30 protein-coding genes are annotated in these 24,986 nt (G+C 30.7%); 15 read left to right on the top strand and 15 right to left on the bottom strand.

The annotated features are described in order from the left end of the window. Window positions 1–49 precede the first annotated feature (49 nt). Both ABNT61_RS00215 and ABNT61_RS00210 read left to right on the top strand, forming a co-directional pair. Window positions 50–1,117, top strand: a complete 1,068-nt coding sequence (locus tag ABNT61_RS00215; protein ID WP_348744361.1) for a helix-turn-helix domain-containing protein — start codon at window positions 50–52, stop codon at window positions 1,115–1,117. A 69-nt stretch (window positions 1,118–1,186) separates the two neighbouring features. Further along, window positions 1,187–2,551 (top strand): S41 family peptidase, encoded by a 1,365-nt coding sequence (locus ABNT61_RS00210; RefSeq protein WP_348744360.1) that lies wholly within the window; start codon window positions 1,187–1,189, stop codon window positions 2,549–2,551. A gap of 48 nt (window positions 2,552–2,599) precedes the next feature. Here the strand turns inward: ABNT61_RS00210 and lgt are convergent, their stop codons facing one another. The 6 genes from lgt to ABNT61_RS00180 form a co-directional block, all read right to left on the bottom strand. Next, window positions 2,600–3,454, bottom strand: coding sequence for a prolipoprotein diacylglyceryl transferase (lgt, locus tag ABNT61_RS00205; protein WP_348726168.1), 855 nt, complete (start codon window positions 3,452–3,454; stop codon window positions 2,600–2,602). 6 nt (window positions 3,455–3,460) lie between these two features. After that, complete coding sequence (yidD, locus tag ABNT61_RS00200; RefSeq protein WP_348713944.1) at window positions 3,461–3,709, bottom strand: membrane protein insertion efficiency factor YidD; 249 nt, start codon at window positions 3,707–3,709, stop codon at window positions 3,461–3,463. Window position 3,710: 1 nt separating this feature from the next. Beyond that, window positions 3,711–5,192: a cysteine--tRNA ligase gene (cysS, locus tag ABNT61_RS00195; RefSeq protein ID WP_348744359.1), complete on the bottom strand. Its 1,482-nt coding sequence runs from the start codon at window positions 5,190–5,192 to the stop codon at window positions 3,711–3,713. Window positions 5,193–5,315: 123 nt separating this feature from the next. Then, on the bottom strand, window positions 5,316–6,275 hold the full coding sequence (locus ABNT61_RS00190; protein ID WP_348744358.1) for a hypothetical protein: 960 nt from the start codon (window positions 6,273–6,275) through the stop codon (window positions 5,316–5,318). Then, the gene (locus ABNT61_RS00185) at window positions 6,256–6,813 is read right to left on the bottom strand and encodes a hypothetical protein (RefSeq protein ID WP_348744357.1); all 558 of its coding nucleotides are present in this window, start codon (window positions 6,811–6,813) and stop codon (window positions 6,256–6,258) included. The genes ABNT61_RS00190 and ABNT61_RS00185 overlap by 20 nt, the downstream gene beginning before the upstream one ends. After that, a complete protein-coding gene (locus ABNT61_RS00180; RefSeq protein ID WP_348726175.1) occupies window positions 6,797–7,354 on the bottom strand; it encodes a sigma-70 family RNA polymerase sigma factor in 558 nt (185 codons plus the stop codon). The genes ABNT61_RS00185 and ABNT61_RS00180 overlap by 17 nt, the downstream gene beginning before the upstream one ends. Before the next feature lie 103 nt (window positions 7,355–7,457). Between ABNT61_RS00180 and meaB the strand changes: the two genes are divergently transcribed. The 3 genes from meaB (at window position 7,458) to ABNT61_RS00165 (ending at window position 9,817) form a co-directional block, all read left to right on the top strand. Next, a complete protein-coding gene (gene meaB, locus ABNT61_RS00175) occupies window positions 7,458–8,540 on the top strand; it encodes a methylmalonyl Co-A mutase-associated GTPase MeaB (RefSeq protein ID WP_348744356.1) in 1,083 nt (360 codons plus the stop codon). A gap of 135 nt (window positions 8,541–8,675) precedes the next feature. Next, on the top strand, window positions 8,676–9,371 hold the full coding sequence (locus ABNT61_RS00170) for an energy transducer TonB (protein ID WP_348713932.1): 696 nt from the start codon (window positions 8,676–8,678) through the stop codon (window positions 9,369–9,371). Window positions 9,372–9,463: 92 nt separating this feature from the next. Further along, window positions 9,464–9,817, top strand: coding sequence for an RDD family protein (locus ABNT61_RS00165; RefSeq protein ID WP_348744355.1), 354 nt, complete (start codon window positions 9,464–9,466; stop codon window positions 9,815–9,817). A 3-nt stretch (window positions 9,818–9,820) separates the two neighbouring features. Here the strand turns inward: ABNT61_RS00165 and ABNT61_RS00160 are convergent, their stop codons facing one another. After that, window positions 9,821–10,609, bottom strand: coding sequence for an MBL fold metallo-hydrolase (locus tag ABNT61_RS00160; RefSeq protein ID WP_348744354.1), 789 nt, complete (start codon window positions 10,607–10,609; stop codon window positions 9,821–9,823). Window positions 10,610–10,691: 82 nt separating this feature from the next. Here ABNT61_RS00160 and ABNT61_RS00155 point away from each other — a divergent pair, with 82 nt between their 5' ends. Genes ABNT61_RS00155 through ABNT61_RS00140 form a run of 4 tightly spaced genes read left to right on the top strand, consistent with a single transcriptional unit; the run spans window position 10,692 to window position 13,928 of the window. Further along, window positions 10,692–12,131, top strand: coding sequence for a TonB-dependent receptor (locus ABNT61_RS00155; protein ID WP_348726182.1), 1,440 nt, complete (start codon window positions 10,692–10,694; stop codon window positions 12,129–12,131). A 57-nt stretch (window positions 12,132–12,188) separates the two neighbouring features. Then, on the top strand, window positions 12,189–12,734 hold the full coding sequence (locus tag ABNT61_RS00150) for an RNA polymerase sigma factor (protein WP_348713924.1): 546 nt from the start codon (window positions 12,189–12,191) through the stop codon (window positions 12,732–12,734). Between the two features lie 35 nt (window positions 12,735–12,769). Next, complete coding sequence (locus ABNT61_RS00145; RefSeq protein WP_348744353.1) at window positions 12,770–13,411, top strand: hypothetical protein; 642 nt, start codon at window positions 12,770–12,772, stop codon at window positions 13,409–13,411. A gap of 40 nt (window positions 13,412–13,451) precedes the next feature. Further along, entirely contained in the window at window positions 13,452–13,928 is a 477-nt protein-coding gene (locus ABNT61_RS00140) for a hypothetical protein (RefSeq protein WP_348726185.1), read from the top strand. A gap of 47 nt (window positions 13,929–13,975) precedes the next feature. Here ABNT61_RS00140 and ABNT61_RS00135 read toward each other — a convergent pair whose 3' ends face one another. The 8 genes from ABNT61_RS00135 to idi all read right to left on the bottom strand — a co-directional run bounded on the left by ABNT61_RS00135 (window position 13,976) and on the right by idi (window position 18,776). Further along, window positions 13,976–14,179: a hypothetical protein gene (locus ABNT61_RS00135; RefSeq protein ID WP_348713918.1), complete on the bottom strand. Its 204-nt coding sequence runs from the start codon at window positions 14,177–14,179 to the stop codon at window positions 13,976–13,978. Between the two features lie 123 nt (window positions 14,180–14,302). Further along, window positions 14,303–14,569 (bottom strand): hypothetical protein, encoded by a 267-nt coding sequence (locus ABNT61_RS00130; RefSeq protein ID WP_348713916.1) that lies wholly within the window; start codon window positions 14,567–14,569, stop codon window positions 14,303–14,305. Window positions 14,570–14,589: 20 nt separating this feature from the next. Next, window positions 14,590–15,219 (bottom strand): chloramphenicol acetyltransferase, encoded by a 630-nt coding sequence (locus ABNT61_RS00125; protein WP_348744352.1) that lies wholly within the window; start codon window positions 15,217–15,219, stop codon window positions 14,590–14,592. Further along, on the bottom strand, window positions 15,219–15,911 hold the full coding sequence (locus ABNT61_RS00120; protein ID WP_348726216.1) for an HAD family hydrolase: 693 nt from the start codon (window positions 15,909–15,911) through the stop codon (window positions 15,219–15,221). Before ABNT61_RS00120 ends, ABNT61_RS00125 begins: the two co-directional genes overlap by 1 nt. Continuing rightward, window positions 15,904–16,641, bottom strand: a complete 738-nt coding sequence (kdsB, locus tag ABNT61_RS00115; protein WP_348744351.1) for a 3-deoxy-manno-octulosonate cytidylyltransferase — start codon at window positions 16,639–16,641, stop codon at window positions 15,904–15,906. Before kdsB ends, ABNT61_RS00120 begins: the two co-directional genes overlap by 8 nt. A gap of 209 nt (window positions 16,642–16,850) precedes the next feature. After that, window positions 16,851–17,831, bottom strand: coding sequence for a type I phosphomannose isomerase catalytic subunit (locus ABNT61_RS00110; protein WP_348744350.1), 981 nt, complete (start codon window positions 17,829–17,831; stop codon window positions 16,851–16,853). After that, window positions 17,832–18,245 carry a 6-pyruvoyl trahydropterin synthase family protein gene (locus ABNT61_RS00105; RefSeq protein ID WP_348713908.1) on the bottom strand — a complete coding sequence of 138 codons (414 nt, stop codon included), beginning with the start codon at window positions 18,243–18,245 and terminating at the stop codon, window positions 17,832–17,834. Beyond that, the gene (gene idi, locus ABNT61_RS00100) at window positions 18,246–18,776 is read right to left on the bottom strand and encodes an isopentenyl-diphosphate Delta-isomerase (protein ID WP_348744349.1); all 531 of its coding nucleotides are present in this window, start codon (window positions 18,774–18,776) and stop codon (window positions 18,246–18,248) included. 101 nt (window positions 18,777–18,877) lie between these two features. Here idi and ABNT61_RS00095 point away from each other — a divergent pair, with 101 nt between their 5' ends. The 6 genes from ABNT61_RS00095 (at window position 18,878) to ABNT61_RS00070 (ending at window position 24,985) form a co-directional block, all read left to right on the top strand. Then, window positions 18,878–19,594, top strand: a complete 717-nt coding sequence (locus tag ABNT61_RS00095; protein WP_348744348.1) for a peptidylprolyl isomerase — start codon at window positions 18,878–18,880, stop codon at window positions 19,592–19,594. Window positions 19,595–19,665: 71 nt separating this feature from the next. Continuing rightward, window positions 19,666–20,229 carry a TetR/AcrR family transcriptional regulator gene (locus ABNT61_RS00090; RefSeq protein WP_348744347.1) on the top strand — a complete coding sequence of 188 codons (564 nt, stop codon included), beginning with the start codon at window positions 19,666–19,668 and terminating at the stop codon, window positions 20,227–20,229. A gap of 51 nt (window positions 20,230–20,280) precedes the next feature. After that, a complete protein-coding gene (locus ABNT61_RS00085; protein WP_348744346.1) occupies window positions 20,281–20,688 on the top strand; it encodes a nuclear transport factor 2 family protein in 408 nt (135 codons plus the stop codon). 10 nt (window positions 20,689–20,698) lie between these two features. Beyond that, entirely contained in the window at window positions 20,699–21,658 is a 960-nt protein-coding gene (locus ABNT61_RS00080; RefSeq protein ID WP_348744345.1) for an alpha/beta hydrolase, read from the top strand. Between the two features lie 159 nt (window positions 21,659–21,817). After that, the gene (locus tag ABNT61_RS00075) at window positions 21,818–23,407 is read left to right on the top strand and encodes a peptide chain release factor 3 (protein ID WP_348744344.1); all 1,590 of its coding nucleotides are present in this window, start codon (window positions 21,818–21,820) and stop codon (window positions 23,405–23,407) included. Between the two features lie 6 nt (window positions 23,408–23,413). Then, complete coding sequence (locus ABNT61_RS00070; RefSeq protein WP_348744343.1) at window positions 23,414–24,985, top strand: hypothetical protein; 1,572 nt, start codon at window positions 23,414–23,416, stop codon at window positions 24,983–24,985. Window position 24,986 lies beyond the last annotated feature (1 nt).

The following is a 24,986-nucleotide window of genomic DNA, read 5'->3' as shown; positions in this document are numbered from 1 at the left end:
CTCAATTTTGTTTACTATAATCTGTGTTTTTGCTTTTCAAGCAATCATTTTGAGTATTCTAATATTAAAAAAACAACCTAAAATACTTGCTAATAAATTCTTAGCATTACTTATTTTCTTTTATGCCATAATGGCCATAAATATTGTATTAGTTAATGTGTTAAAAGACTTTAACTTAATGCATATTTTCAGGTATGTTCAACTGGAAATGCTTTATGGTATGGGGCCCGCTTTATACTTTTACACCTTAAGTATAACCAAACCATCTTTTAAATTCACCAAGAAAAATAGTATTCATTTTATTCCTTTACTGATAGAGTTTATCTTTTACAGAACTGCCTTATATAGAAACGGAGCGGATGCATTATACGTAGATCCGATTCCTAATATTACATACGTATATCTTACTCAACAATGGATTGGAATTATCTCAATATTAGTGTATAGTATTATTTCAATTAGACTTTTATTCAAGTATGAATTACAGTTAAAACAATATTTTTCTAAAATTGAAGATAAAGCTCACCACTGGTTAAAAATCCCGATTATAATTTTTGGATTTTATCCTATTCTTTGGAATATACTTACAGAAGTTGATCGATTTGTATTTGATCGAAATTTGAGAGAATATTACTTCTTACCGAACTTTGTTATTCTCGCTATTACCTGTACTTGGATAGGATTCAAAGGCTATTTAAATAAAGTAAACCCTGAATTACTCATTCCTGAAATTTCTAATATTGAAAAAGAAGATTCATCTCCATCAAAAGATCTTGAATTTCTTGACAAACTGAATCAAGTCATGCTTTTGGAAAAACCCTATTTAAATTCCGATATCAATTTAAATAAGCTTGCAGAACTCTTAGAGATGAAACCTAAAACAGTTTCTTTAAAAATCAACCAAAACTGTGGTAAAAATTTCTATGACCTTATAAATTCTTACAGAGTTCAAGAATTTCAAAAACTTGTAAAAACTTCAAATCTAGAAAAACTATCTCTATTAGGTTTAGCTTTCGAAGCAGGATTTAATTCAAAGTCTACTTTTAATAGTGCTTTCAAGAAAAACACAGAACTCACTCCTAGTCAATACCTTAAAAAAGTAAAAAATGAGTCTTAATGGAAGCATTCGGACGACTAGCATAGTTTTGACTCTTAATTTTGCAGCCATAAACGATATTACAAGTACATGAAAATTAAAATTTACTTCGTCCTATTTTTAGTGTATTCCATGCAACTTAAAGGACAAACAAAATTCACAAAGAATCAAATTCTAGAAGATTTATCTTATTTAAAAACAGCTTTACTCGAAGCACAATATGACATTTATGAATCTGTTTCCAAAACTGCTTTTGAAAAAGGGTTTACCAAGATTAAAAATCAAATTATAAAAGATTCATTAAGTATTCTAGAAGCTACAAATACACTTCAACAATTGCCTGTTTTAGTTAATAATGGACATACATGTATAAATTTCCCAGGTGCTGAATATATGAAGTATGCTTCTTCGGATAAAGCCACTATCTTTCCTTTAGAACTAGCTTTTGAAGGTGACAAAGCATTAATTCGTAAAAACTGGTCAAGCAATACAAAAATTAACATTGGAGATGAAATTTTTAGTATAAACGGAGTATCTATTAAGGAAATATTAAATAGCATCTATCGTCAAGTTTCTGGAGAACGAAAAATGATGAAAAACGTGAAAATAGAAATGTATAGTTTTCCTCGCTATTACTGGCAGATTTTCGGTCAAGTCAATCATTTTGAAATTCAAATTAAGTGTAAAGGAGCAACTAAAAAACATTCACTTAATGCAATCTCTCTTATGACTGAATATGAGGACAGGAGATCAGAACTATTAAATGCTAAAATGGCTTTAAAATTCTACAATACTATTGCTTATTTGAATCCTGGAAGCTTTGATGGCGATTTAGAGAACTTCAAATTATTTATTAAAAATTCATTCGAAGAAATTCAAAATAAAGCCTCAAAATCGTTAATAATAGACTTAAGAAATAATTCTGGAGGAGATAATGTGTTCAGCGATTATTTGGTTTCTTATATTGCTAATCAACCTTTTACTTGGAATAGTTCTTTTGAGTTAAGAACTAGTAGATTATTGAAAGAAAGCGGTAAAAAAAGTAATAAGAGTAAGTATTGGCAATCTATATTTAATCACAAAAATGGAGAACGTTATTCATATGAGTTTGATAAAATTCAACCTCAATCTATAAACAATAGATTCAAAGGGAAAGTGTACGTTCTAGTGAATAGACAATCACATTCTCAAGCCACAGTTACTGCAGCTCAAATTCAAGATTATAATTTCGGTACTATTGTAGGAGAAGAAACAGCAGAATTTCCATCATTAATTGCCTCTGTGTTCTATTTTAAACTTCCCAATACTGGAATAACAGTTCAAATGTCAAAAGGAAAAATGATACGTGTAAATGGAAGTACAAAACATGAAGGTGTAATTCCTGATATCTTCATTAAAGATTATCTTTTGGATGAAGAAGATGAAATTTTAAAAGGAATATTAAAAAGGATTTAAAACAAAAAAGGAGCAACATTTCTGTTACTCCTTTTTTTATTTTCTAATTTATACTTTATCTGTTTTTGTTTTTCTTAACACCAACCAAATTCCGATTGAAATTAAAGGAATACTCAACCATTGTCCAGTATTCAGCGCCCATTCTCCTCGCTCAACTACTTGAGGTTGTTTTATAAATTCAATTAAGAAACGTAGAGACCAAAGTGCTATCATAAACACTCCGAATAAATACCCTTCTTTTTGCTTTTTATCTGTTTTCCAGTATAATCTCCATAGAATAAAGAATAACGCTAAATAACTAAAAGCTTCGTAAATCTGTGTTGGGTGACAAGGATACTTCTCTCCTGCTCTTTTGAAAATAACTCCAAAACTTGAACCTGTTTGCTTACCATAGATTTCTGAATTAAAGAAATTACCCATTCTAATAAAGAAACCAGCCAAAGCAACCATAATTCCCATTCTATCTAAAATGAATAACCATGATTTTTGTAAATGCTTTTTTGCATAAAAATATAATGCAATTGGAATTGCGATAGCTGCACCATGACTAGCGAAACCAGAAATTCCAGTAAATTTCCAACCTTTAACTAAACCAAATAACATCTCTGCTCCTTCTTGTTTTCTAAAAGGTAAAATAATCTGCAATAAGTTATCTTGGTAATCAGCCCAACTGTAAAAGAAAACTTCACCCAAACGCATACCTATTAACATAGAAACAAAGGTGTACATAAACAAAGGATCCATTTTCTCGTGAGAGATATTATCCTCTGTATAAATTTTCTTCATGAGCTGCAATCCTAAAACAAAAGCAATGATAAACATTAAGCTATACCAACGAATACTAAATCCGCCGATATTAAAAATTTCAGGATCCCAATCCCAAGTAATTGCTATAAAATTCATGTAGTATTAAAGTTTAGTTTTTTGTTTCTTTTCTGGTACTGGATCATATCCACTTCCACCCCAAGGATGACAACTGAAAATTCGTTTTACAGCTAACCAACCTCCATAAAATATTCCGTGTCGCTTTATTGCTTCTAAGGAATATGCCGAACATGTAGGATTATATCTACATGTTGCTGGTGTGAATGGTGATATAGCCGTTTGATAAAAACGAATCAACATTATGAACGGAAATGCAAGAATCTTTTTTAACATCTTAGTTTACTGAAAATGTAGTTCCTTCTCTTCCGTCCTTTAATTGAATTCCTAAAGCTGCAAGCTCATCACGAATTTGATCCGATAAAGCCCAATCTTTATTATCTCTTGCTTCTTTTCTCAATTTAATTAACAACTCAACAACGCCTCCTAATTTATCAGAGCTTTGTTCTTTTGAATCGTTAACCAATCCTAATATATTGTATACAAAAGAATTCAATGTTGCACTTAATAACTCGGCGTCACTTGCTGAAACAGTTCCTTTGTTATCTTTTACTTGATTAATAAATTTAACCGCTTCAAATAAATTCGCAATTAAAATCGGCGTATTAAAATCATCATTCATAGCATCGTAACATTTCTGTTTCCATGCTTGAACATCAAAACTTGATTCTTTAGCTGTTTTTAATTCCTTAAGAATACTCAAAGCTTCCATTAACTTATTGTATCCTTTTTCAGAAGCTAACAAAGCATCGTTAGAAAAATCTAAAATACTTCTATAGTGCGCTTGCATTGCAAAAAACCTTACAACACCTGCTCCAAATGCTTTACTTAGAATAGTATTGTCTCCAGATAAAATCTCATCTGGTAAAATACTATTTCCTGTTGATTTAGACATTTTTTGTCCATTCAACAATAACATATTCGCGTGCATCCAGTAATTTACAGGCTGTACACCTGAACAAGCATGAGACTGAGCTATTTCACACTCATGATGAGGGAATTTTAAATCCATTCCTCCTCCATGAATATCAATTTGTTCTCCTAAGTATTTAGAACTCATAACAGAACATTCTAAGTGCCATCCTGGAAAACCGTCACTCCATGGTGATGGCCAACGCATGATATGTCTTTCGTCTGCTCTTTTCCACAACGCAAAATCTTGAGGGTTTTTCTTTTCTGATTGACCATCAAGAGCTCTGGTATTATGAATTGCATCTTCCACATTTCTCCCTGAAAGAACACCATAATTGTTTCCTTCTTCGTTGTATTTTAATACATCAAAATATACAGATCCATTTACTTCATAAGCTAAACCTTTATCCATGATTTCTTTAATCATTTCAATTTGCTCAACTATATGTCCAGTTGCCGTTGGTTCAATACTTGGTGGTAAAAAGTTATATTTAGCAGTAACTTCATGAAAGTCTACTGTATAACGTTGTACAACTTCCATTGGTTCAATTTCTTCTAATCTTGCCTTTTTTGCAATTTTATCTTCACCTTCTTCTGCATCACTTTCTAAATGTCCTGCATCTGTAATATTTCGTACATATCTCACTTTATATCCTAAATGCAAAAGATATCTGAAAACCATATCAAATGACATGAACGTCCTAAGATTTCCTAAGTGAACATTGCTATATACAGTTGGACCACAAACATACATTCCCACTCTTCCTTCGGTTACAGGCTTAAACTCTTCTTTAGATTTTGAGAGCGAATTGTATATTTTCAGTTGATTTTCTTTGTATAATTCCATTGTATTATTCTTAGTATAATTTTGTTATTAAGAATGGTTTTCTTGAGAGGTAAAGGTAACAAGTTTAAATAAAAAAAAACCACTAACAATAGTGGTTTTTTATTTTAATTAACTTTTGAATATTTACTTCGCAAAACTTAATGCTCCGTACTTAACATCCATATTAAATTTAGCATTTTTTGGTGCTTTAATTTTTATCAATCGTTTAATCTTTAATTTACTTCTTTTCTTTAGTAAATCACGTATTTCTTTTCTTTCTTGGTTATATTTTTTCAAAGATGCTTTTAACTTTTCTCTTTTATTCTTTTTCAATTTCTTCTGTTCCTTCAATAGTTTCTTTTTTGCTTCTCTGTACGCAACTTTTGCCTTAACTCTTTCTTTTTCATATAGCCTTCTTGCCTTTTCAATCTCCTTTTTATATTTCTCCTCCTCTTTTAACATTGTAATATCGGTATCATCACTTTTAATTGAAATTGAACTATTACCAACAGTTACTTTAGCATTCTTTCCAATCATACCTTTATTCTCTTCCTTCCAACGTTCTAAATAAGATTTATCTTTTTTATACGCTTCGAAATCAAACTCACTCGGAAGCGGAGGTAAATCTGGAAGTGGTGGCATTGGTGGTAATTGAACATCAGGAATCATAATTATATCATCAGGAGCAATAAAGTCTATTGAATCTAAAATATCTAAACTTCCTAAAGAGAAATCTTCTAAATCTCCAATATAAAACTCATAATTCGGAGCATCGAAATTAAAAGAATTGAAATCTATAAAAGAATTCGTTCTTGATTTTACCGTTATTTTCGAGCTGTTTCCAAAAGCATCAAAATCCCATTTTTTATAAAACTTATCTCGCATTTCTTCGGTTACTTCTTCTCCTTCAACAACCATAAATGCCTCAATAACAACTTTATCTTTATTCCAGGTTTCTATTTCGATATCTGAATGTCTTGTATTGATATCGATAACAACATCTGAGTTTACTTTAAACTCCTCTTTAAAGTCTTTCTTTTGAGCACATAATTGTACTAACGAAAAGACAGAAAGTAACATTAATTTATATGGTAATACTCTCATTTTTATTCTTTTTAGATTGAAGATCATTCACTTGATCTTTTAACTGAATTAATAATTGTAATCGTAATTGAAGATTGGTAATTAATGCATTAATTGTATCGTTGTTTACACCTTCTTTTTTTAACTTTTGGTTTAAACGTTTGTAATCTGCATCCAACTTACTGATCTTCTCAAAATACTCATCTAATAAGGCCTTATTTTCTGGAGTAACTTCTAAACTTGCTATTTCGTAGTTGATAGCAGTTAAGTAGTAATTTTCTATTTTTTGCATTTCTGGAGAAATATCTCCCAAATTCACAACTTGCTCTGTTGTCGTTTTCTTTGGATCTGGATCTCCTGAATTAATATCTGGATAAAACTTAATTCCAAACCCTAATAAAAGAATTACAGATGCTGCCGCATAAATCCATCTGTAGGATTTCTTTTTTCTTGGCATTTCTTCTTGAAGTTTCTTCAAGAATTTCTCTTCATGATTATCAGATAACTCAACTGATTTAGGTTGAAAATCTTTTGCTAAATTTCTAATATCCCTCGGCATGATTCTTAATTTTTAATTGTTCTTTAACTAATTTCTTCCCTCTCATAAGGTGAGTTCTAGAGGTAACCTCTGTTATTCCTAATATTTGAGATATTTCACTATGGTCATATCCTTCTATCAAATACAATGTCAACACTAATCTGTACTTATCTTTCAATTGATTAATTGTATTGATTACCATTTCTGAGGTAACCTCATCATCAACTTCCCAATTTCCATCATCAACAACATTTAATACTTCTTCATTTATAGAAACCATTGCTAGTTTGTTTTTCTTTAATTCATCAATACTTTGATTAATTACAATTCTCTTTAACCAGGCTCCAAATGAAACTTCTTCTTTATAACTCTCTATATTTTTAAATGCCTTAATAAAAGCGTCCTGCATTACATCCTCTGCCAAATGAATGTCCTTCATATATCTGTTTGCCACCAAAAGCATACCCTTCGCATAGGTTTTATATAACTGCAATTGAGCTTTTGCATTTTGGTTCTTACACTCTTTTATGAGCTTATGATGTAATTGCTTAGTTGATCTCATTTATTGATTTCTTGTCTTAAAGACGATAGTTTTTTCTTAGCGTTGCATTTTATCAACTTTTTTATCTTTAAATTTACAAATACCTTTTTTACTAGTGTAATTAATGACAAAGGATTCTAAATCAAACTTATCCGAAAAAGAAGGAGTTTCACAACCTGAAACTACAAGTAAATCTTCTGCCAACAAAATTAAATTGAGCAGAAGAAAACAAGCGCCAACCTCAACTTTTATAGAAAAAATCTTAGCAGGGGATATTACTTTTTTAAGTAGAGCTATTACTTTAATTGAAAGTACAAACCCGAAGCATCAAGAAAAGGCAAATGAAATTTTGAATGCTTGTATTCCCTATGCAAATAAATCTATACGCATTGGTATTACAGGAGTTCCTGGAGTTGGAAAAAGTACATTTATAGAAGCTTTTGGAAAACACTTAACTGGATTAGGTAAAAAAGTCGCTGTTCTTGCCGTTGATCCAAGTAGCTCCATAAATCGTGGGAGTATTTTGGGTGATAAAACTCGTATGGAACAATTGGTTACGGATAAAAATGCATTTATTCGACCTTCTCCTTCTGGAACTTCATTAGGCGGAGTTGCACAAAAAACAAAAGAAAGTATTTTACTTTGTGAAGCCGCAGGATTTGATACGATTATAGTGGAAACAGTTGGTGTTGGTCAAAGTGAAACAGCCGTTCATGCAATGGTCGATTTTTTCTTACTACTAAAACTTTCTGGAGCTGGAGATGAACTTCAAGGAATCAAAAGAGGAATTATTGAAATGGCCGATTCAATAGTTATCAATAAAGCAGATGGCGATAATGTGAAAAATGCTAAAATCGCGAAAGTTGAATTCAACAGAGCGTTACATTTATATCCACCAAAAGATAACGGATGGCAACCGAAAGTTATGGTTGCAAGTGCACTTCATAACTCTGGAATTGATGACATTTATAAAATGATTTCTAACTATATTCAAACTACTACTGAATCTGGTTATTTTCAGAAAAGAAGAAACGATCAAAATAAACACTGGTTATTTTCTACAATCAATGATCAGTTAAAAAACAGATTCTATAACGATCCAGTAATCAAAGATTTACTGAAAAGAGAAATTAAAAATCTTGAAGCAGGAAAAACCACACCTTTTAACGCCGCAAATAATCTTTTAAATAGTACCAATAAAAGTTAAAAATGAACCAATAATCGATATTTTAAAATATTATCAATTAATTGTCGTTTTTTTGTAAGGAAATCTTTTTTTATCGATTAAATTTAATATATTGATAAAAGTTGATGTAAGAATCTAAATGTAAAACTAGACCCAATGAAAAAACTACTATACATTCTTATATTAAGTTTCTCTACAATTGGTTTTGCTCAAAAAGAAACATGCGAAACTAAAAGTGACGTAGTTGAAGACTTAAATAGTATAACAAAGTGTACAATTAAAGAAGTTGATAAAAAGAATAACAAGAAATCTAGACAAATTGCTGTAAGAGTTTCTGCTTCTAACAAAAGATTTTTGAAAAGAAGAAATAAAGAAGTAGCTTCTAATGCAACAAACCTAAGTGGTTCTGGACTTTCTAGTGTATCTAAAGCAGCAAAATTCAAAACTAATTTAGCGGCATTAACTAACAGATTATCTAAAGAAGAAGTTAGAAGTGCATTGAAATTTAATACTGTTGATAATATTCCTGCTTTCCCTGATTGTAATAGTGGAGACGATCAATTTAACTGTTTTAACAGTGAAATGATGAAACACATTCAAGAATACTTCCAATATCCGGATGAAGCTTTAGTAAACAAAATTGAAGGTGAAGTTTGGGTTCGTTTTATAATCGATAAAGATGGAAACGTAACTAATATTAAAGCATTAGGACCAAAAGGAGGAAAATTATTGAAGGATGAAGCTATTCGCGTGGTATCAAACTTACCTAAGTTTAAACCAGCTACAAACAACGGCGAAGAAGTTTCAGTAAAATATGGATTTCCTATCAATTTCTCTTTAGAGGATAATTAAGATAAAAAACTTAATATATTTTAAAGCTATCAGTTTTCTGGTAGCTTTTTTTAGTTATTATTCCGTGGAGTTTATTTAATTTTACTGCCACTATGAAAGACGTAACTAAAGGCACTAGAATTGTAAATTTTACAATAGATTACTTTATAATTCTTGTTATTTATATCATTGTTGTTACAATCACATATAATAATTCAGAACTTCTATTTATACTTATTTACTTTTTATATTATTTGATTCTTGAATCTGTAACTCAAGGTCAAACTATAGGTAAAATTGTTACCAAAACTAAAGTTGTAAACTATTTAAATGAAAAACCAAGTTTCAAGAAAATATTTTGGAGAACACTTCTAAGGCTAAATCCGTTCGATACGGCATCTTATTTATTTGGTCAAGAAGGTCACGATTCAATTTCTAAAACTAAACTAGTTTCTTCTGAAGTTTGATATTTATTTCTCACTAATCACTTCCAACTCATCATAAGCTAGAAAGACATTTTCTGGTAAGTCTTTTTCAATCTCAGCATGAAACCCTAACAATTCACTAATATGTGTGAAATATGCTCTTTTAGGTTTCAACTCATTTACTAGTTCTAAGGCTTCTTCAAGATTAGCATGGGTTTTATGAGATTCTTTGCGTAAAGCAGTAGTAATTAAAACATCTAATCCTTTTAATTTTTCTTTTTCTTCTTCTGGAATATATTTTACATCAGTAAGATAAGCAACATCTCCAAAACGATATCCCAAAATCGGTAAATCTCCGTGCATTACTTTAATAGGCGTTACTTCTACTCCATCAAAAGTTAATACATCATTATGACTTATAACTGTAGGATCAACAGCTGGAGCAGATGGATATCTATTTTCTGTGGTAAAAATATACTCATATCGTCTCTCTAAAGCTCTTAATACACGTTCATCAGAATAAATAGGCACTGGTCCCATCTGATAATAATAAGGTCTTATTTCATCAAATCCTGCAATATGGTCTGCATGTTCATGAGTAAAAAGTATCGCTTTAATCGATTCTATATTAGCTCTTAACATTTGCTGTCTAAAATCTGGACCACAATCAATTACATAATTATTATCGTCCCAAGAAATTACAACCGAAGCTCTTAATCTCTTGTCTCTTTTATCTTCAGAATATCGAACAGGATTTTTACTTGAAATCATTGGAACACCCGTAGATGTAGCGGTTCCTAAAAACGTTATTTTTAATTGCTTTTTTTGACTCATTCTTTTCACAAAAATAAGATAAATATTGACTATTACTTGCTATTTTCTGTACATTTGTTCTACGTAAACAAAAACAACTATAATGGCAATTACCTTAAAGGGAGATCAAAAAATTAGTAGTGTGCCTACTACAAAAAATAAAGCGCTAAGAATTAACCTAAATGCAAACATCTACGGAACGTTTGCCGAAATTGGAGCTGGACAAGAAACTGTACGTAATTTCTTTAGAGCTGGTGGTGCTTCTGGAACTATTGCAAAAGCAATGAGTGCTTATGATAAGGATTTCTCTGATGCTATTTATGGTATTGAAACAGATAGACGTTATGTAACTGAAAAACGTCTTAAAAAAATGTTGAAACATGAGATGAATTTGATTGAAGATCGTTTAGATCGTCAAAAACATCCTGAAAAACTATTTTTTAGTTACGCGAATACCGTTGCTACAATAAATTTCACAAAAAAATTTAAAGGACACGGTTGGGTTGGAATCCGTTTTCAATTAGATCCATTAGAAGATTATAATGAAATTGTATTGCACCTTCGATTTAAAGAAACTGAAGCTCGCTTACAACAAGAAACTTTAGGAGTATTAGGTGTAAACTTGATTTACGGAGCATTTTATTTAAATGACAATCCGAAAGAATTATTAAAATCATTCTACGATAATATTGATAAAGACAAACTAGAAATTGATATGATCAATTTCTCTGGACCTCGATTTACTTATGTTGACAACCGTTTAATGAGTTTACAACTTGTTAAAAACGAAATGACAAATGCAGTAATGTTCGGTCCTGATGGAAACAACTTACTTCCTGCTCAAGTATTATATAAAAAGAACATATTAGCACTTCGTGGTAGTTTTAGACCGGTTACGAAGGTAAATATGGATATGTACGAGCAATCGAAGAAAATGTTCTTCAAGGAAAAGAAAGTTGATCCAGATAAAACGCAAATCATTTTCGAAATTACCTTAAGTAACTTAAGAGCTGAAGGTGAAATTAACGAACGTGACTTCCTAGATAGAGCTGAATTACTATGTTCTCTTGGTCAAAATGTAATGATTACCAACTACCAAGAGTATTATAGACTTGTTGAGTACTTTAGTGAATTCACCAAAGAAAGAATGGCTCTTGCCATGGGAGTTTATAATTTAATCCAAATTTTTGACGAGAAATATTATCGTCATATTAGTGGTGGAATTTTAGAAGCATTTGGTAAGTTATTCTACAAAGATTTAAAAATATACTTATACCCTTATAAAGAAGAGGAATCAAATCAATTTATTAACTCAGAAAATCTTAAGGTACATCCAAGAATGAAAGAACTATATAAGTTCTTTAAAAACAACGGAAGGGTTGTAGATATTCAGGATTTCGACCAAGATATTCTTCACATTTTCTCTAGAACTGTATTGAAAATGATTAAAGAAGGTGAAGAAGGATGGGAAGAAATGTTACCTTCTGGAATTGCTGAAGTTATTAAGCAAAATAGATTATTTGGTTGTAGTAGAAGAAATTAATTTTATTTTTAATTAAACCTTTTCTTAAATTTATAGTCATAATGAAAAACAAATCATTTGACTGAAGAAACTACACTTGTTTTACAATTGCAAAATACTGCTACGAAAGAAGCAGCATTTCGTAATCTTATTACCCAATATAAAGAACGTTTGTATTGGCATATAAGAAAGATTGTAATTGTACATGACGATACCGATGATGTTTTACAGAACACCTTTATTAAAATCTTTAAAAATATCGACAATTTTAAAGGTGATAGTAAGTTATATTCATGGATGTATCGTATTGCTACAAACGAAGCAATTACGTTCTTAAACAAAAGAGCAAAACAACAAAATGTAGATATTTCTGATTATAAACAACAAGTTGTTTCGAATTTAAAAAGCGACGATTGGTTTTCTGGAGAGGAAATTCAAATAATACTCCAAAAAGCTATTGCAACGCTTCCTCAGAAACAACAGTTAGTATTTAACATGAAGTATTTTGATGATATGAAGTATAATGAAATAGCAGAAGTTTTAGAAACATCTGTTGGAGCATTAAAAGCATCATACTTTCATGCCGTTAAAAAAATAGAATCATTTATAAAAACTTATAATTAAACCTTTTAATAAAAAGATAGTCTTACACTATAGAGATGGAAAATGAATTAAAAAATAGTATAGAGTTTTTAAACTACAAGGTTGGTAAACAGCATGGTTTTACTACACCTGAGAACTATTTTGATGCTTTAGAATCAGATATCATCAGTAAAAAAACTACTGAAACCTTCCCTGATACTAATGGATTTTCAATGCCAACAAATTACTTCAACGAATTAGAGAATGATCTTATTGAAAGAATTTCTGAAATAAGTTTACCAAAGAAAACTAATGTTGGAGGAGTTCCTGAAGGATATTTTAATTCACTTGAAGATTCTATTTTAGGAAAAATAAAGGAAGAGCAAATAGAAGAATCTAAACAAGAAGTAAAAGTCATTTCTTTAAGTCAGAGAATTCGTAAATATATTCCAGTTGCAGCAGCTGCCTCTGTTTTATTATTTATTGCTACCTATTTATTTATTCCATCTACAGAACCAGGAGAAGTTACTATTGCAGAACTAGATGATTGGTTTGAGAATGGATACGGTGAAACTAATTCTTATGAATTAGCAATGTTATTTACATCAGATGATTTTTCAGAAGAAGAAGATTTATCTGTAAATGTAAGTGATGATACTATAGAAGAATATTTTAATACAATTGATACCTCTACTTTAATTGAATTTGAAGAAGAGTAATAAACATAGCGAAAGCAGTAATTCGCAAATTTAGAAGCAAATGAAGAGAATAATACTTTTAATTACATTATGTTTTATAGCAAATAAAGCTATTGCTCAACGTGGGCCTGGAAACCCTAAAATAAAAGCTTTAAAAATTGCTTTTATTACAGAAAAATTAAACTTAAATGAGAATGAAGCCGAAAAGTTTTGGCCACTTTACAACAGGTACGAAAAAGAAAAGTTTAATCTTTTAAAAAGAGAAAAAAATGAAATTCGTCGTAAGGTAAAAGCCTCAGGAGGAATAGAGAGTATTAGTGATAAAGATGCTGAGAAGTACTTGGCTATTTTTCAAGAAATAAGAAAAGCTCAATACGACAATAAGATTGGTTTTCATAATAACCTGATAAGCTTTTTACCCGCTAAAAAGATTCTGCTTTTAGAAATAGCTGAACATGAATTCAATAGAAATTTAATGGAAAAATGGAAGAAGCGAAGAAAGAATATGAATAATTTTAGAAATAACAGAAGACAATAAAAATAAAGGAGCATTTTAATTAAAATGCTCCTTTATTTTTTAATTGGTTATTTTTTATTTTCTACAACAGCCATACACATATAGAGTTCTGGCTTATTTGCTGTAAACGTTCTCAACCAAATTACTAGTTCTTCAACTTCGTATGGCAACAATCTGTTTACAGCCTTTTCTAGTTCTTTACAAAACAATTCAGCATTAAAGCTAACTTTTTGAAGTACCACTTTGGTGTACTCGAACATGGCTCTAGGCATAACAGGGAATTAAAATTTCGAATTTAAATATACAAAAATGTTTAATACGATTTGTTAAAGTTATATCAAAAAAAAAGTCAGTTTCTTAAAAAAACTGACTTCTTATACTAAAAATATTACATTTTATAAAGCGTTCAATTTATCTACCAAAGCATTAGCTTTTGACTCTAATTCGGCGTTGATAGCCTTAAAATGTGCTTTTCTGTTCTCAACATCTTTAACATGTACTTTAGCAATTAACTCATCGAACGTTGCAATAGCTTCATCAATAATTGCTTGAGACTTTGAAGTATCTGCAGCTGGATTATCTAATTCCCACACGTTACATTCTCCGATAATATCTCCTAAAGTATAGTTAATGTCTTTCTTTAAGTTTTTAACACTTGCCATAATTATATTTTTATGCAAAATTAATTCATTTTATCCAATTCGTTCTGAAAATTTTCAAAAAACTGACCTATATGATAACCATCAACTAAGGCGTGATTAACATTTATTGCAACTGGCATAACTATTTGATTTTCTTCTTTCTTTATTTTTCCAAAGGCAAGTTGAGGAACACTATTATTCTTATCTCCTGAAACAGGCTCTTTATGACCTGAAAAATGAATCCATGGAATTGCTGAACAATGAATACATCCTAAAGAATACTTTGGCGGAAATAAATTAGAGGATTCTAAAATTCTTTGTTTTTCTGACTCGAAACTAACATTAAATGATTCTAAATCCTCCGAATAATCGATAAAAGAAAAACCAAACGTTTTGTCTTCTCTTAATATTGTCGCTGATGCGTGTATAGTATCGTAAATAGCAATCTTATTATTCTCTATTCTATATTTAAAGTTTTCGATTGAATTTAATGCTTTTAAACAACCATGAAGATAAACTGCAAAAAATGATTCTTTTCGATTTGAAGCAAATTCATAAGCTTTTGTTACATCAACATTAGCAGTAATCGCAAATGTTGGATCAGCAAGAGTTCTAAAATGTTCGTAAAGCTCTTTCCTGTTCCAGGAATCAATATCTAAGTACTTTTTCATTATAAGTATGCTAAGACTTCTTTAATATTTGATAATGTTTTAAAATCTTTCGATTGAGCTTGTTTCTCACTAACCATTTCATGCGCCCAAGTGGTATGAAAAGGAATATGAATCGCTGATGCACCTATTTCTAACAATGGTAAAACATCAGATTTTAAAGAGTTACCAATCATTAGTAATTCAGAAGGGTTAATATCGAGATGACCAATTAACTTTTTATAATCAGGTACTTTTTTCTCACTCATTACTTCCAAATGATGGAAATACTTTAAAATCCCTGACTTATCTAATTTTCGCTCCTGATCTAAAAGATCTCCTTTAGTTGCAACGATCAACTTATACTTTCCATGTAAAGCCTGTAAAACCTCTTCTACACCATTCAATAACTCAATCGGTTTTTCCAACATATCTTTACCAATCTCAATTATCTTATTGATTAAATTGGTGTCTAGTTGATTATTTGACAACTCTAACGCGCATTCAATCATAGAAAGCATAAAGCCTTTAACACCATAACCATAGTGTTTTAAATTCTCTATTTCTTTTTTAAATAATTCTTGATGAATTTTGTTTTCCGTCTCATAATCGTTCAACAGCTTTGCGAACTCATTTTCAGCATCTCTAAAATAAGTTTCATTCACCCACAATGTATCATCAGCATCAAATGCTATAACTTTAATATCTTTATACATCATCCTCAAATAATTTTAATGCTTTCTCTAAATCTTCTGGTGTATCAATACCAATTGATTCAACAGTCGTTTCAATCATTTTAATTTTCTTCCCTACTTCAAGATATCGAATCGCTTCTATTTTTTCAACAGCCTCTAATGGAGTCATAGGAGTATTATAAAAATCCATCAACGCTTCTTTACGGAATGCATAAACTCCTTTATGTTTAAAATACGTAGCAGATAGACTTTGATCTCTATGGTAAGGAATAACAGATCGCGAAAAATAAATTGCAAAATCATTAACATCTGTTATTACTTTAACATTATTTGGATTTTCAATTTCCTCTTTTGCTTTCATTTGTACTTTTAAAGATGCCAAATCAATTTCTCTCTTTGCATCTAGTCTAAAAGCTTCGATAAGTTTTTCTAATGAAAGTTTATCGATAAAAGGTTCATCTCCTTGAACATTTATAACGATATCAACATCCATCTGCTCTACCGCTTCGGCAATACGATCAGAACCACAATCGTGTTCTTTTTTACTCATTATTACCTTTCCTCCTACTTTCTCAATCTCCTTAAAAATCACATCAGAATCCGTTACTACATATACTTCATCAAACAAATTTGTTTGTAAAGCACTTTCGTACGTTCTTACAATTACTGATTTTCCTCCTAAATCTTTTAATAATTTTCCTGGAAATCTACTGGCATTATATCGTGCCGGAATCATCGCTATGACCTTCATAAAACTTCAATTAGAATACCTCAAAGATACATATTTACATATTCTGAAAATAGCTTTGAATAAATGTTAAAAAGGTAAAACTTTAACATTTATAATATGGACTTGGTTTTGTGACTGATTCTAAACTTTTTAAGTTTGAATAGATTCTTTTGTAAGTTAATTTGGTTTGTTTGTTAAAAAGCTCGGGGAAATAAAAAGCTTCGAGCTTTTTACTTTATATACACCTCTAAAAGCTCTGATTTTACTGAAGATGACAGCTTAAAATCTTTAATAGAAGCTGGAACTAATATTGTTTCTCCCATTGCAATAGTTTCATTTTCTCCATTCATTGAAAATTCAACTTTACCTTCAACACACATGTAAATCACAAAGCTATCCTTATCATTATGATTTACGGAAAAACTTCCTTCAATAGGTAAGACATTTGTTGTAAAATATGGACACGAAACAATTTCTGAAGCAACATTTTCTTGCTTGCTGTAAGCAGTTGTATAACTCTGTTGAGATTTATAATCTATAGCATCTAAAGCTAAATCAGTATGAAGATCTCGATAATTACCTTCTGAATCTTGTCTATCCCAATCATAAACTCGGTAGGTAATATCGGAAGTTTGTTGTATTTCAGCTAATAATACTCCAGCACCAATTGCGTGAACTCTTCCTGTTGGAATAAAATATACATCTCCCTTACTAACCTCATCAACATTTAAAATTTCTAAAAGAGACTTATTTTCCAAATGATGTAAATACTCTTCTTGGTTACTATCCTTTTGAAAACCTACTATTAAATTTGCTTTATCATCAGACTGCATTACATACCACATCTCTGTTTTACCAAAAGAATTGTGGCGTTTTTGAGCCAATTCATCATTAGGATGCAATTGAATACTTAAAGCCTCTTTGGCATCGATGAACTTTATTAATAATGGAAACTTGTTCCCAAAATCTTTAAAAACTTTATCTCCTACTAAATCTCCTTTATAAGTCGCAATAAGCTCTTTAAGGTTTTTACCCATCAAATTTCCGTTGGAAACAATAGAAGTATCACCTTCTACGTCGGATACTTCCCAACTTTCTCCAATATTACTTTTATCGGAATTCTTATTTAAATAATTACGTAGTTTTTCTCCTCCCCAAATCTTTTCTTTTAAGATGGGAGTGAATTTTAAAAATTGATTTAGTTTTTGCATTTAATCGCCAGAATAGGTCACAAAGTTTCTCGGGGTTTCATACAACGTAATCTCAATATCTAAATTATTTGGTATGATCTTACGAAGTCTATCATAAATAACAACTGAAATATTCTCAGCAGTAGGGTTCAAAGTTTTAAATTCTTCTACCTCTAAGTTCAGATTTTTATGATCAAATGGTTCTTCAACCTCGTCTTTAATAATTTGCTTTAATTTTCCTAAATCATAAACATATCCTGTTTCTTTATCTATTTCACCAGTTAAAGAAACAACTAACTCGTAATTATGACCGTGAAAGTACTGATTACTACATTTACTAAATACGTCGAAGTTTTTTTCATCAGACCAATCTTTTCTATACAATCTATGAGCCGCATTAAAATGCGCTCTTCTATGAACTGTAACTCTAGGCATTTAAATTTTGTTATTAAAGTTAGCGATTTTTTCGTAAGATTTATCGAAAATTATTTTAAACCAAGCTGTGTACTCTTCTGGATTCTCTGCAATATCATTTTTTACAGCTTCTAAAGACATCCATTGAAAGCTTTCTACTTCGTCCGGATTTATAACTGGTTCGTCATTATATCTTCCAATCATAACATGATCTAGTTCATGTTCGGTTAAGCCGTTATCAAATGGAGCTTTATAAATAAAAGAGAATACTTCTTCTAATTCACAAACAAATCCCATTTCTTCTTGTAAACGTCTTTTACCAGCTGAAATATTTGACTCTCCTTTTCTTTGGTGAGAACAACAAGTATTCGTCCATAATAATGGAGAATGATATTTACTTTTTGCTCTTTGTTGAAGCATTAATTCATTATTGTCATTAAATACAAAAACAGAGAAAGCTCTATGCAAAACTGCTTTTTCATGAGCTTCAATTTTCTCCATGAATCCTACTTCATTATCCTGCTCATCTACTAATATTACATTTTCTACCATACGCACACAAATGTACTAAATTACTCACGCTAATAAAAAATTACTGATAAATGATTCTTATAGATTCATAAACTATATTTGTATCCAAATACATCTATTTCATGAAATTCATACGAGCTACTTTAGCTATAATTTTTATCATCTCATCAAGTTCTTGCAAAAAAGAAACAGAAAAGGAAGAAAAAATCGCTCCGAAAAAAGTTATTGAAAAAAAGCTAGATTCTGTGAAACCAAAAGTAGTTAAAGAGGTACCAAAGGAAAAACCTTGGGATAGTTTAAATCACAAAAACGTTACTGCATTTTTAACTGAATATGGTAAACAAAACAAAGAAACTAAAGTTGTGATTAAAACAAAATATGGCTCTATAAAGTTGCGCTTATACAATGAGACTCCTTTACACAGAGCAAGCTTTGTATTTCTTTCTAAAATAGGATATTTTGATAAGACAGTTTTTCATAGAATCGCTGGAGATATGGCCATTCAAGGAGGAGAATCAGACGGACAAGAATCTACTGATATTAAAAACAAGTATAAAAATTATCGTATTCCAGCAGAAATGTCTGACAAAAGAAAACATGTTTATGGTTCTTTAGCCTTGGCTCGACAATTAGATTATAATCCTTATAAAAAATCGAATCCATTTAACTTTTATATTATCAGTACAAAACGTGGAGCTCCTCATTTGGATGGAGATTACACTGTTTTTGGTGAAGTTATTTCAGGGTTTTCAACCGTACGAAAAATCTCAAAAGTAAAAACTGGAAGAAGTGATTGGCCAATTGTTGATATTCCAATGACCATTACTGTTTTAGATTAAATTTTAAAAAAAATTGTTTTTCTTGTAATGTAAATTTATATTTACCGACCGATTGGTAAAATTAATAATCAATGAGACCTCAAAAAGTATTAGATAATGAAATTTTAGATGGATTAAGCCAAGTATTCCGTTCTAAAGGATATGACGGAGCGAGCTTAAAAGATTTATCCGATGCTACAGGGTTAAAAAAAGCAAGTTTATATCATAGATTTCCAAGTGGAAAAAAGGAAATGGCAGATGCTGTTTTACATCATATTCAAAATTGGGTTGAAGAACAAGTATTTTTTGAATTGCTAAATGAAGAAAATTCGCCAAGCTTAAGACTGAAGAAAGGATTAAACGAAATTAGAGTGTTATACAATGGAGGAAAGGAAATATGTATTTTCCGTGCACTTTCATTACAATCTGGTTTAGAACTTTTCGCTAATGAAATAAACACTGGAATGCAAAAATGGATTTCAACTTTTGAAACACTTGGATTAAGTTTTGGCCTCGCTCCTACTGAAGCTAAAAATGAAGCAACAAAAACTCTAATTAAAATTCAAGGAAGTTTAATTGTATCTAAAGGATTAGATAATATCGAAGTATTTGAAAATGCATTACAAGAAATAGAAACGACATATTCAAACTCTTAAAAAAATTTACATATTAATTTTACCAAACGTTCGGTAATTAAAAATCAAAACATGAAAAAACACCCACTACCTCCATTCAATTTGGAGACCGCAAAACAAAAAATTCAAATGGCAGAAGATGCCTGGAATAGTAAAAACCCAGTTAAAATTTCTGAAGCATATACAACAGATACAGAATGGAGAAATCGAAATCAATTCATCAATGGAAGAAACGAAGTTCAAAAATTTTTAACAGATAAATGGAAAAATGAATTGAACTACAAACTTAAAAAAGACTTATGGACTTTCTCTGATAATCGAATTGCAGTAAGATTCGAATATGAATATCAAAATACAGCAGGTAAATGGTTTAGAGCTTATGGAAATGAAAACTGGGAATTTGATGAAAATGGTTTAATGAAAAAACGATTTGCCAGCATAAACGATCTCGAAATAAATGAAACAGACAGAAAATTATAAAACAAACACAATGAAAAATTTAAAATCTATCACCACACTTTTGCTATTAATACTCGTATTAGGATGTTCTAAAGAACCAAAAACAGAAGACACCAATTTAAAACAAGATAAAATGACAACAATACAATACAAAAACTTAAATGTAGAAGGATTATCAATTGCATACAGAGAATCTGGTAATCCTAAAAATCCAACTATTGTTCTTTTACATGGATTTCCAAGTTCTTCACATCAATATAGAAAAGTATTTAGTGAACTTTCAGATGAATTCCATTTAATTGCACCAGATTATCCAGGGTTCGGAGAAAGTGATTTTCCTTCACCTGATGAGTTTACCTATACTTTTGACAATATTGCTTCTTATATTGAAAAGTTTCTTGAACTAAAAAAAATTAATTCCTATGCCATAATGATACAGGATTATGGAGCTCCAATTGGTTTTAGATTAGCCACTGCAAATCCTTCTAAAATAACTGCAATTATTAACCAAAATGGAAATGCTTATAAAGCCGGTTTAGGAGAAGGCTGGAAAGGAATTGAAGCACTATGGGCGAATAGAAATGAAGAAACTGAAAAAGCGTTATTGTTTGTATTTTCAAAAGAAGGATTAAAATGGCAATACACTCATGGTACAAGAAATCCAGAACACGTTAATCCAGATACATGGAATTTAGACTATTTAAGAATGCTCAGACCAAAAGCTCATAAAATGCACTTAGATTTATTTTATGATTATCAGAATAACATAAAACTGTATCCGAAATGGCAAAAATACCTTCGAGATAATCAACCTCCATTATTAATCGTTTGGGGAAAAAATGATGCATTCTTTCCAGAAAGTGGTGCAGAAGCCTTCAAAAATGATGTAAAAAATATTGATTATAACATTTACGACACAGGGCATTTTGCATTAGAAGAAGATGGAGAAGATATCATGAGAAAAATTAGAAATTTTATGAAATCAAAATAAAACTGCCTCCCTTCAAGTTTTACCATTCCCAAAAGCAGAGCATAATTATTTTTAATTTTGCTCTCTTTATTTGTAGCTATTCCATTTCATCTTGATAAAACTGTAATCTCTTGGCTCTTTTTCTTTTAAAAACTATCTTTGCCACTTCAAAATTTATAGATGAGTTTTTTAGAAGAAATACAGAAAAGAAGAACGTTCGGAATTATATCTCACCCAGATGCGGGTAAAACAACATTAACAGAGAAATTACTTTTATTTGGTGGTGCAATTCAGGAAGCTGGTGCAGTAAAAAGTAATAAAATTAAAAAAGGTGCTACTTCCGATTTTATGGAAATCGAACGTCAACGTGGAATCTCCGTTGCAACTTCTGTATTAGCTTTTAATTATAGAGATCGAAAGATTAATATTCTTGATACTCCTGGTCACAAGGATTTTGCTGAAGATACCTTTAGAACACTAACCGCAGTTGATAGCGTAATTGTTGTTATTGACGTTGCAAAAGGGGTTGAGGAACAAACTGAAAAATTGGTTCAGGTTTGTAGAATGCGTAACATTCCAATGATTGTATTTATCAATAAGTTAGATCGTGAAGGAAAAGATGCTTTTGACTTATTAGATGAAGTTGAACAAAAATTAGGGTTACGTGTAACTCCTTTAAGTTTCCCTATTGGAATGGGTTACGATTTTAAAGGAATCTATAATATCTGGGAAAAGAAAATCAATGTTTTCTCTGGAGATAACAAACAAACCATATCTGAAGGTGTAGAATTTGATGATGTAAACAATCCTGAATTAGACAATTTAGTTGGTGAAGATTCAGCTAATACACTGAGAGAAGAATTAGAATTAGTTTATGAGGTTTATCCTGAGTTCAACAAAAATGAATATGAAGAAGGAAAATTACAACCTGTATTTTTTGGATCAGCCTTAAACAACTTTGGAGTAAAAGAATTACTAGATTGTTTTATTGATATCGCTCCGAATCCACAACCTAAAATGTCGGATACACGTTTAGTTGATTCGAAAGAGGAAAAATTAACAGGATTCGTATTTAAGATTCATGCCAATATGGATCCGAAACACAGAGATCGTTTAGCCTTCGTGAAAATCGTTTCCGGAACATTCAAAAGAAATACTCCGTATTTACACGTACGAAATAATAAAAAAGTAAAATTCTCGAGTCCAAATGCATTCTTTGCAGAGAAAAAAGAAATTGTAGAAGAATCTTTTGCTGGAGATATTGTTGGTTTACATGATACTGGAAATTTTAAAATCGGTGATACATTAACCGAAGGAGAAAAATTAAACTTCAAAGGAATTCCAAGTTTCTCACCAGAACATTTCCGTTATGTAAATAATGCTGATCCTTTAAAAGCAAAACAATTGTACAAAGGATTAGATCAATTAATGGATGAAGGTGTTGCTCAGTTATTTACTCTTGATTTAAACGGAAGAAGAATTATCGGAACAGTTGGTGCTCTTCAATATGAAGTTATCCAATATCGTTTAGAGCACGAATACGGAGCTAAATGTACTTACGAAAATATAGCTGTTCATAAAGCATGTTGGGTACAACCAGAAGATGAAAAGAATGAAGAATTCAAAGAATTCAAAAGAGTAAAGCAACGTTACTTGGCAAAAGACAAACAAGGACAACTAGTATTCTTAGCTGATTCACCTTTTACTATTCAGATGACGCAAAGTAAATATCCAACTGTTAAACTTCACTATACAAGTGAATTTGAATAAAATCAGATGAACAAGCAATCTAAACTCTTATCATTATTAATACTTTTTAATTGTATTTTATCTTTTGCTCAAAAGGATATTTCTACATTAGAAGGCACAGAATTAACAAATAAAGTTCGATTGAATTTTATTCCTGTTTCTATGCCAACATCCGAATTTCCGAATTTAGATGCTACAATGGGTTTAGTAGGTTTGCATTATCAAATTCCATTTAATGATTGGTTATATGGAGGTGCGGGCTTTCATTATGCCGTAACCGGAGATCAAGGAGGGTTATTTACACTCGGTGCTGAATTAGGAGTAACTAAAAAGATCTACAAAAACTTATACTTTGATGGTAATATTCACTTCGGAGGTGGTGGTGGATATCGAGTTTTAATTAATGACGGAGCTTTTATAAACTCCAATATTGGACTACAATACAAAAAGAATAACTACTCATTTGGAGTACAATACAGTTATATTGATTTTTACACAGGAGTGATTAAAGATAATGCTGTTTCAGTGTTCTTTGAAATTCCAAGTATTTTCAGATTCACAAAATATGAGGAAGCTAATAAAGAATATCAGTTAGGAGAAGAAACTGAATTCTTTTGGAATAAACCAACTATTAAAAACATACAACAGGTTCGTTTTGACTTCTTTTTCCCTACTGGTGAATCAAAAAGAGATAATGGTACTGATTTAGATACTACTTTATACGTATTAGGATTTGAATATCAAAAATACATCAACGATAAAACGTTCTTATTTGCGCATACGGATGCCATTTACAAAGGACTGAGAGCTGGTTTCATGGATTTATTCTTCGGAGTTGGTTATCATCCATATCAATCTAAATATATTAATCTATTTGGAAAACTCGGAATTGGAGCTGCTGGCGGAAGAATTGCTCCTGAAGGTGGACTTACCGTTTATCCTTCAGCTGGAATTGATTTAAAATTATCAGATCATCTGGCTCTAAGTGGACATGGAGGATATTACAGAGCTTTAGATGGTGACTTTGAAGCCTATACTCTGGGTTTTGGTGTTAAGTACATGAATTTATCTGGTGGAACAAAAACTCCAAATTCCGATGCTAATACTACATTTAAAACCCAAGGAATTTCAGTAGCATTACAGAATCAAACTTATTTCAAAGTAAATAAAACAGACGATCCAAATAATGTACTTTCAACGGATTTACAATTGATTGGATTGCAGTTTAACTATGATATTTTTAAGAACATTTATGTAATTGGTGAAGCTGGTTTTGCTTATGGTGGACGATCTGGAGGATATGCTCACGGTTTAATCGGTCTTGGTTTCAAAACAAACAAATTCATCAACAATAATTTTGACGCCTTTATCAATTTAACTGGTGGAGCGGCAGGAGGAGCAGGTGTTGATACAGATGAAGGAATTGTTGTAAGACCAACGGTTGGATTTAACTACCATATTAAAGATAACCTTGCTCTAAAAATATCTGGAGGTAAATTATACGCACCTTTTGGAAATGTTAATTCCAATAACCTAAATATTGGATTAAGTTTTAACTTTGCCTCACTTTTAGCGAAAAACAATAATAAAGATAAATAAC

The organism is Tenacibaculum sp. 190524A05c, assembly GCF_964036595.1.
In the GTDB taxonomy this organism is placed as follows: domain Bacteria; phylum Bacteroidota; class Bacteroidia; order Flavobacteriales; family Flavobacteriaceae; genus Polaribacter; species Polaribacter platacis.
The sequence above is the reverse complement of the archived record's forward strand: the minus strand, read 5'-3'. Positions and strand labels throughout refer to the sequence as shown.

Coding starts and splice junctions, on each gene's coding strand:
- ABNT61_RS00210 (WP_348744360.1), top strand. CDS start 1,187: ATGAAAATTAAAATTTACTTCGTCCTATTTTTAGTGTATTCCATGCAA.
- lgt (WP_348726168.1), bottom strand. CDS start 3,454: ATGAATTTTATAGCAATTACTTGGGATTGGGATCCTGAAATTTTTAAT.
- yidD (WP_348713944.1), bottom strand. CDS start 3,709: ATGTTAAAAAAGATTCTTGCATTTCCGTTCATAATGTTGATTCGTTTT.
- cysS (WP_348744359.1), bottom strand. CDS start 5,192: ATGGAATTATACAAAGAAAATCAACTGAAAATATACAATTCGCTCTCA.
- ABNT61_RS00190 (WP_348744358.1), bottom strand. CDS start 6,275: ATGAGAGTATTACCATATAAATTAATGTTACTTTCTGTCTTTTCGTTA.
- ABNT61_RS00185 (WP_348744357.1), bottom strand. CDS start 6,813: ATGCCGAGGGATATTAGAAATTTAGCAAAAGATTTTCAACCTAAATCA.
- ABNT61_RS00180 (WP_348726175.1), bottom strand. CDS start 7,354: ATGAGATCAACTAAGCAATTACATCATAAGCTCATAAAAGAGTGTAAG.
- meaB (WP_348744356.1), top strand. CDS start 7,458: ATGACAAAGGATTCTAAATCAAACTTATCCGAAAAAGAAGGAGTTTCA.
- ABNT61_RS00170 (WP_348713932.1), top strand. CDS start 8,676: ATGAAAAAACTACTATACATTCTTATATTAAGTTTCTCTACAATTGGT.
- ABNT61_RS00165 (WP_348744355.1), top strand. CDS start 9,464: ATGAAAGACGTAACTAAAGGCACTAGAATTGTAAATTTTACAATAGAT.
- ABNT61_RS00160 (WP_348744354.1), bottom strand. CDS start 10,609: ATGAGTCAAAAAAAGCAATTAAAAATAACGTTTTTAGGAACCGCTACA.
- ABNT61_RS00155 (WP_348726182.1), top strand. CDS start 10,692: ATGGCAATTACCTTAAAGGGAGATCAAAAAATTAGTAGTGTGCCTACT.
- ABNT61_RS00145 (WP_348744353.1), top strand. CDS start 12,770: ATGGAAAATGAATTAAAAAATAGTATAGAGTTTTTAAACTACAAGGTT.
- ABNT61_RS00140 (WP_348726185.1), top strand. CDS start 13,452: ATGAAGAGAATAATACTTTTAATTACATTATGTTTTATAGCAAATAAA.
- ABNT61_RS00135 (WP_348713918.1), bottom strand. CDS start 14,179: ATGCCTAGAGCCATGTTCGAGTACACCAAAGTGGTACTTCAAAAAGTT.
- ABNT61_RS00130 (WP_348713916.1), bottom strand. CDS start 14,569: ATGGCAAGTGTTAAAAACTTAAAGAAAGACATTAACTATACTTTAGGA.
- ABNT61_RS00125 (WP_348744352.1), bottom strand. CDS start 15,219: ATGAAAAAGTACTTAGATATTGATTCCTGGAACAGGAAAGAGCTTTAC.
- ABNT61_RS00120 (WP_348726216.1), bottom strand. CDS start 15,911: ATGTATAAAGATATTAAAGTTATAGCATTTGATGCTGATGATACATTG.
- kdsB (WP_348744351.1), bottom strand. CDS start 16,641: ATGAAGGTCATAGCGATGATTCCGGCACGATATAATGCCAGTAGATTT.
- ABNT61_RS00110 (WP_348744350.1), bottom strand. CDS start 17,831: ATGCAAAAACTAAATCAATTTTTAAAATTCACTCCCATCTTAAAAGAA.
- ABNT61_RS00105 (WP_348713908.1), bottom strand. CDS start 18,245: ATGCCTAGAGTTACAGTTCATAGAAGAGCGCATTTTAATGCGGCTCAT.
- idi (WP_348744349.1), bottom strand. CDS start 18,776: ATGGTAGAAAATGTAATATTAGTAGATGAGCAGGATAATGAAGTAGGA.
- ABNT61_RS00095 (WP_348744348.1), top strand. CDS start 18,878: ATGAAATTCATACGAGCTACTTTAGCTATAATTTTTATCATCTCATCA.
- ABNT61_RS00090 (WP_348744347.1), top strand. CDS start 19,666: ATGAGACCTCAAAAAGTATTAGATAATGAAATTTTAGATGGATTAAGC.
- ABNT61_RS00085 (WP_348744346.1), top strand. CDS start 20,281: ATGAAAAAACACCCACTACCTCCATTCAATTTGGAGACCGCAAAACAA.
- ABNT61_RS00080 (WP_348744345.1), top strand. CDS start 20,699: ATGAAAAATTTAAAATCTATCACCACACTTTTGCTATTAATACTCGTA.
- ABNT61_RS00075 (WP_348744344.1), top strand. CDS start 21,818: ATGAGTTTTTTAGAAGAAATACAGAAAAGAAGAACGTTCGGAATTATA.
- ABNT61_RS00070 (WP_348744343.1), top strand. CDS start 23,414: ATGAACAAGCAATCTAAACTCTTATCATTATTAATACTTTTTAATTGT.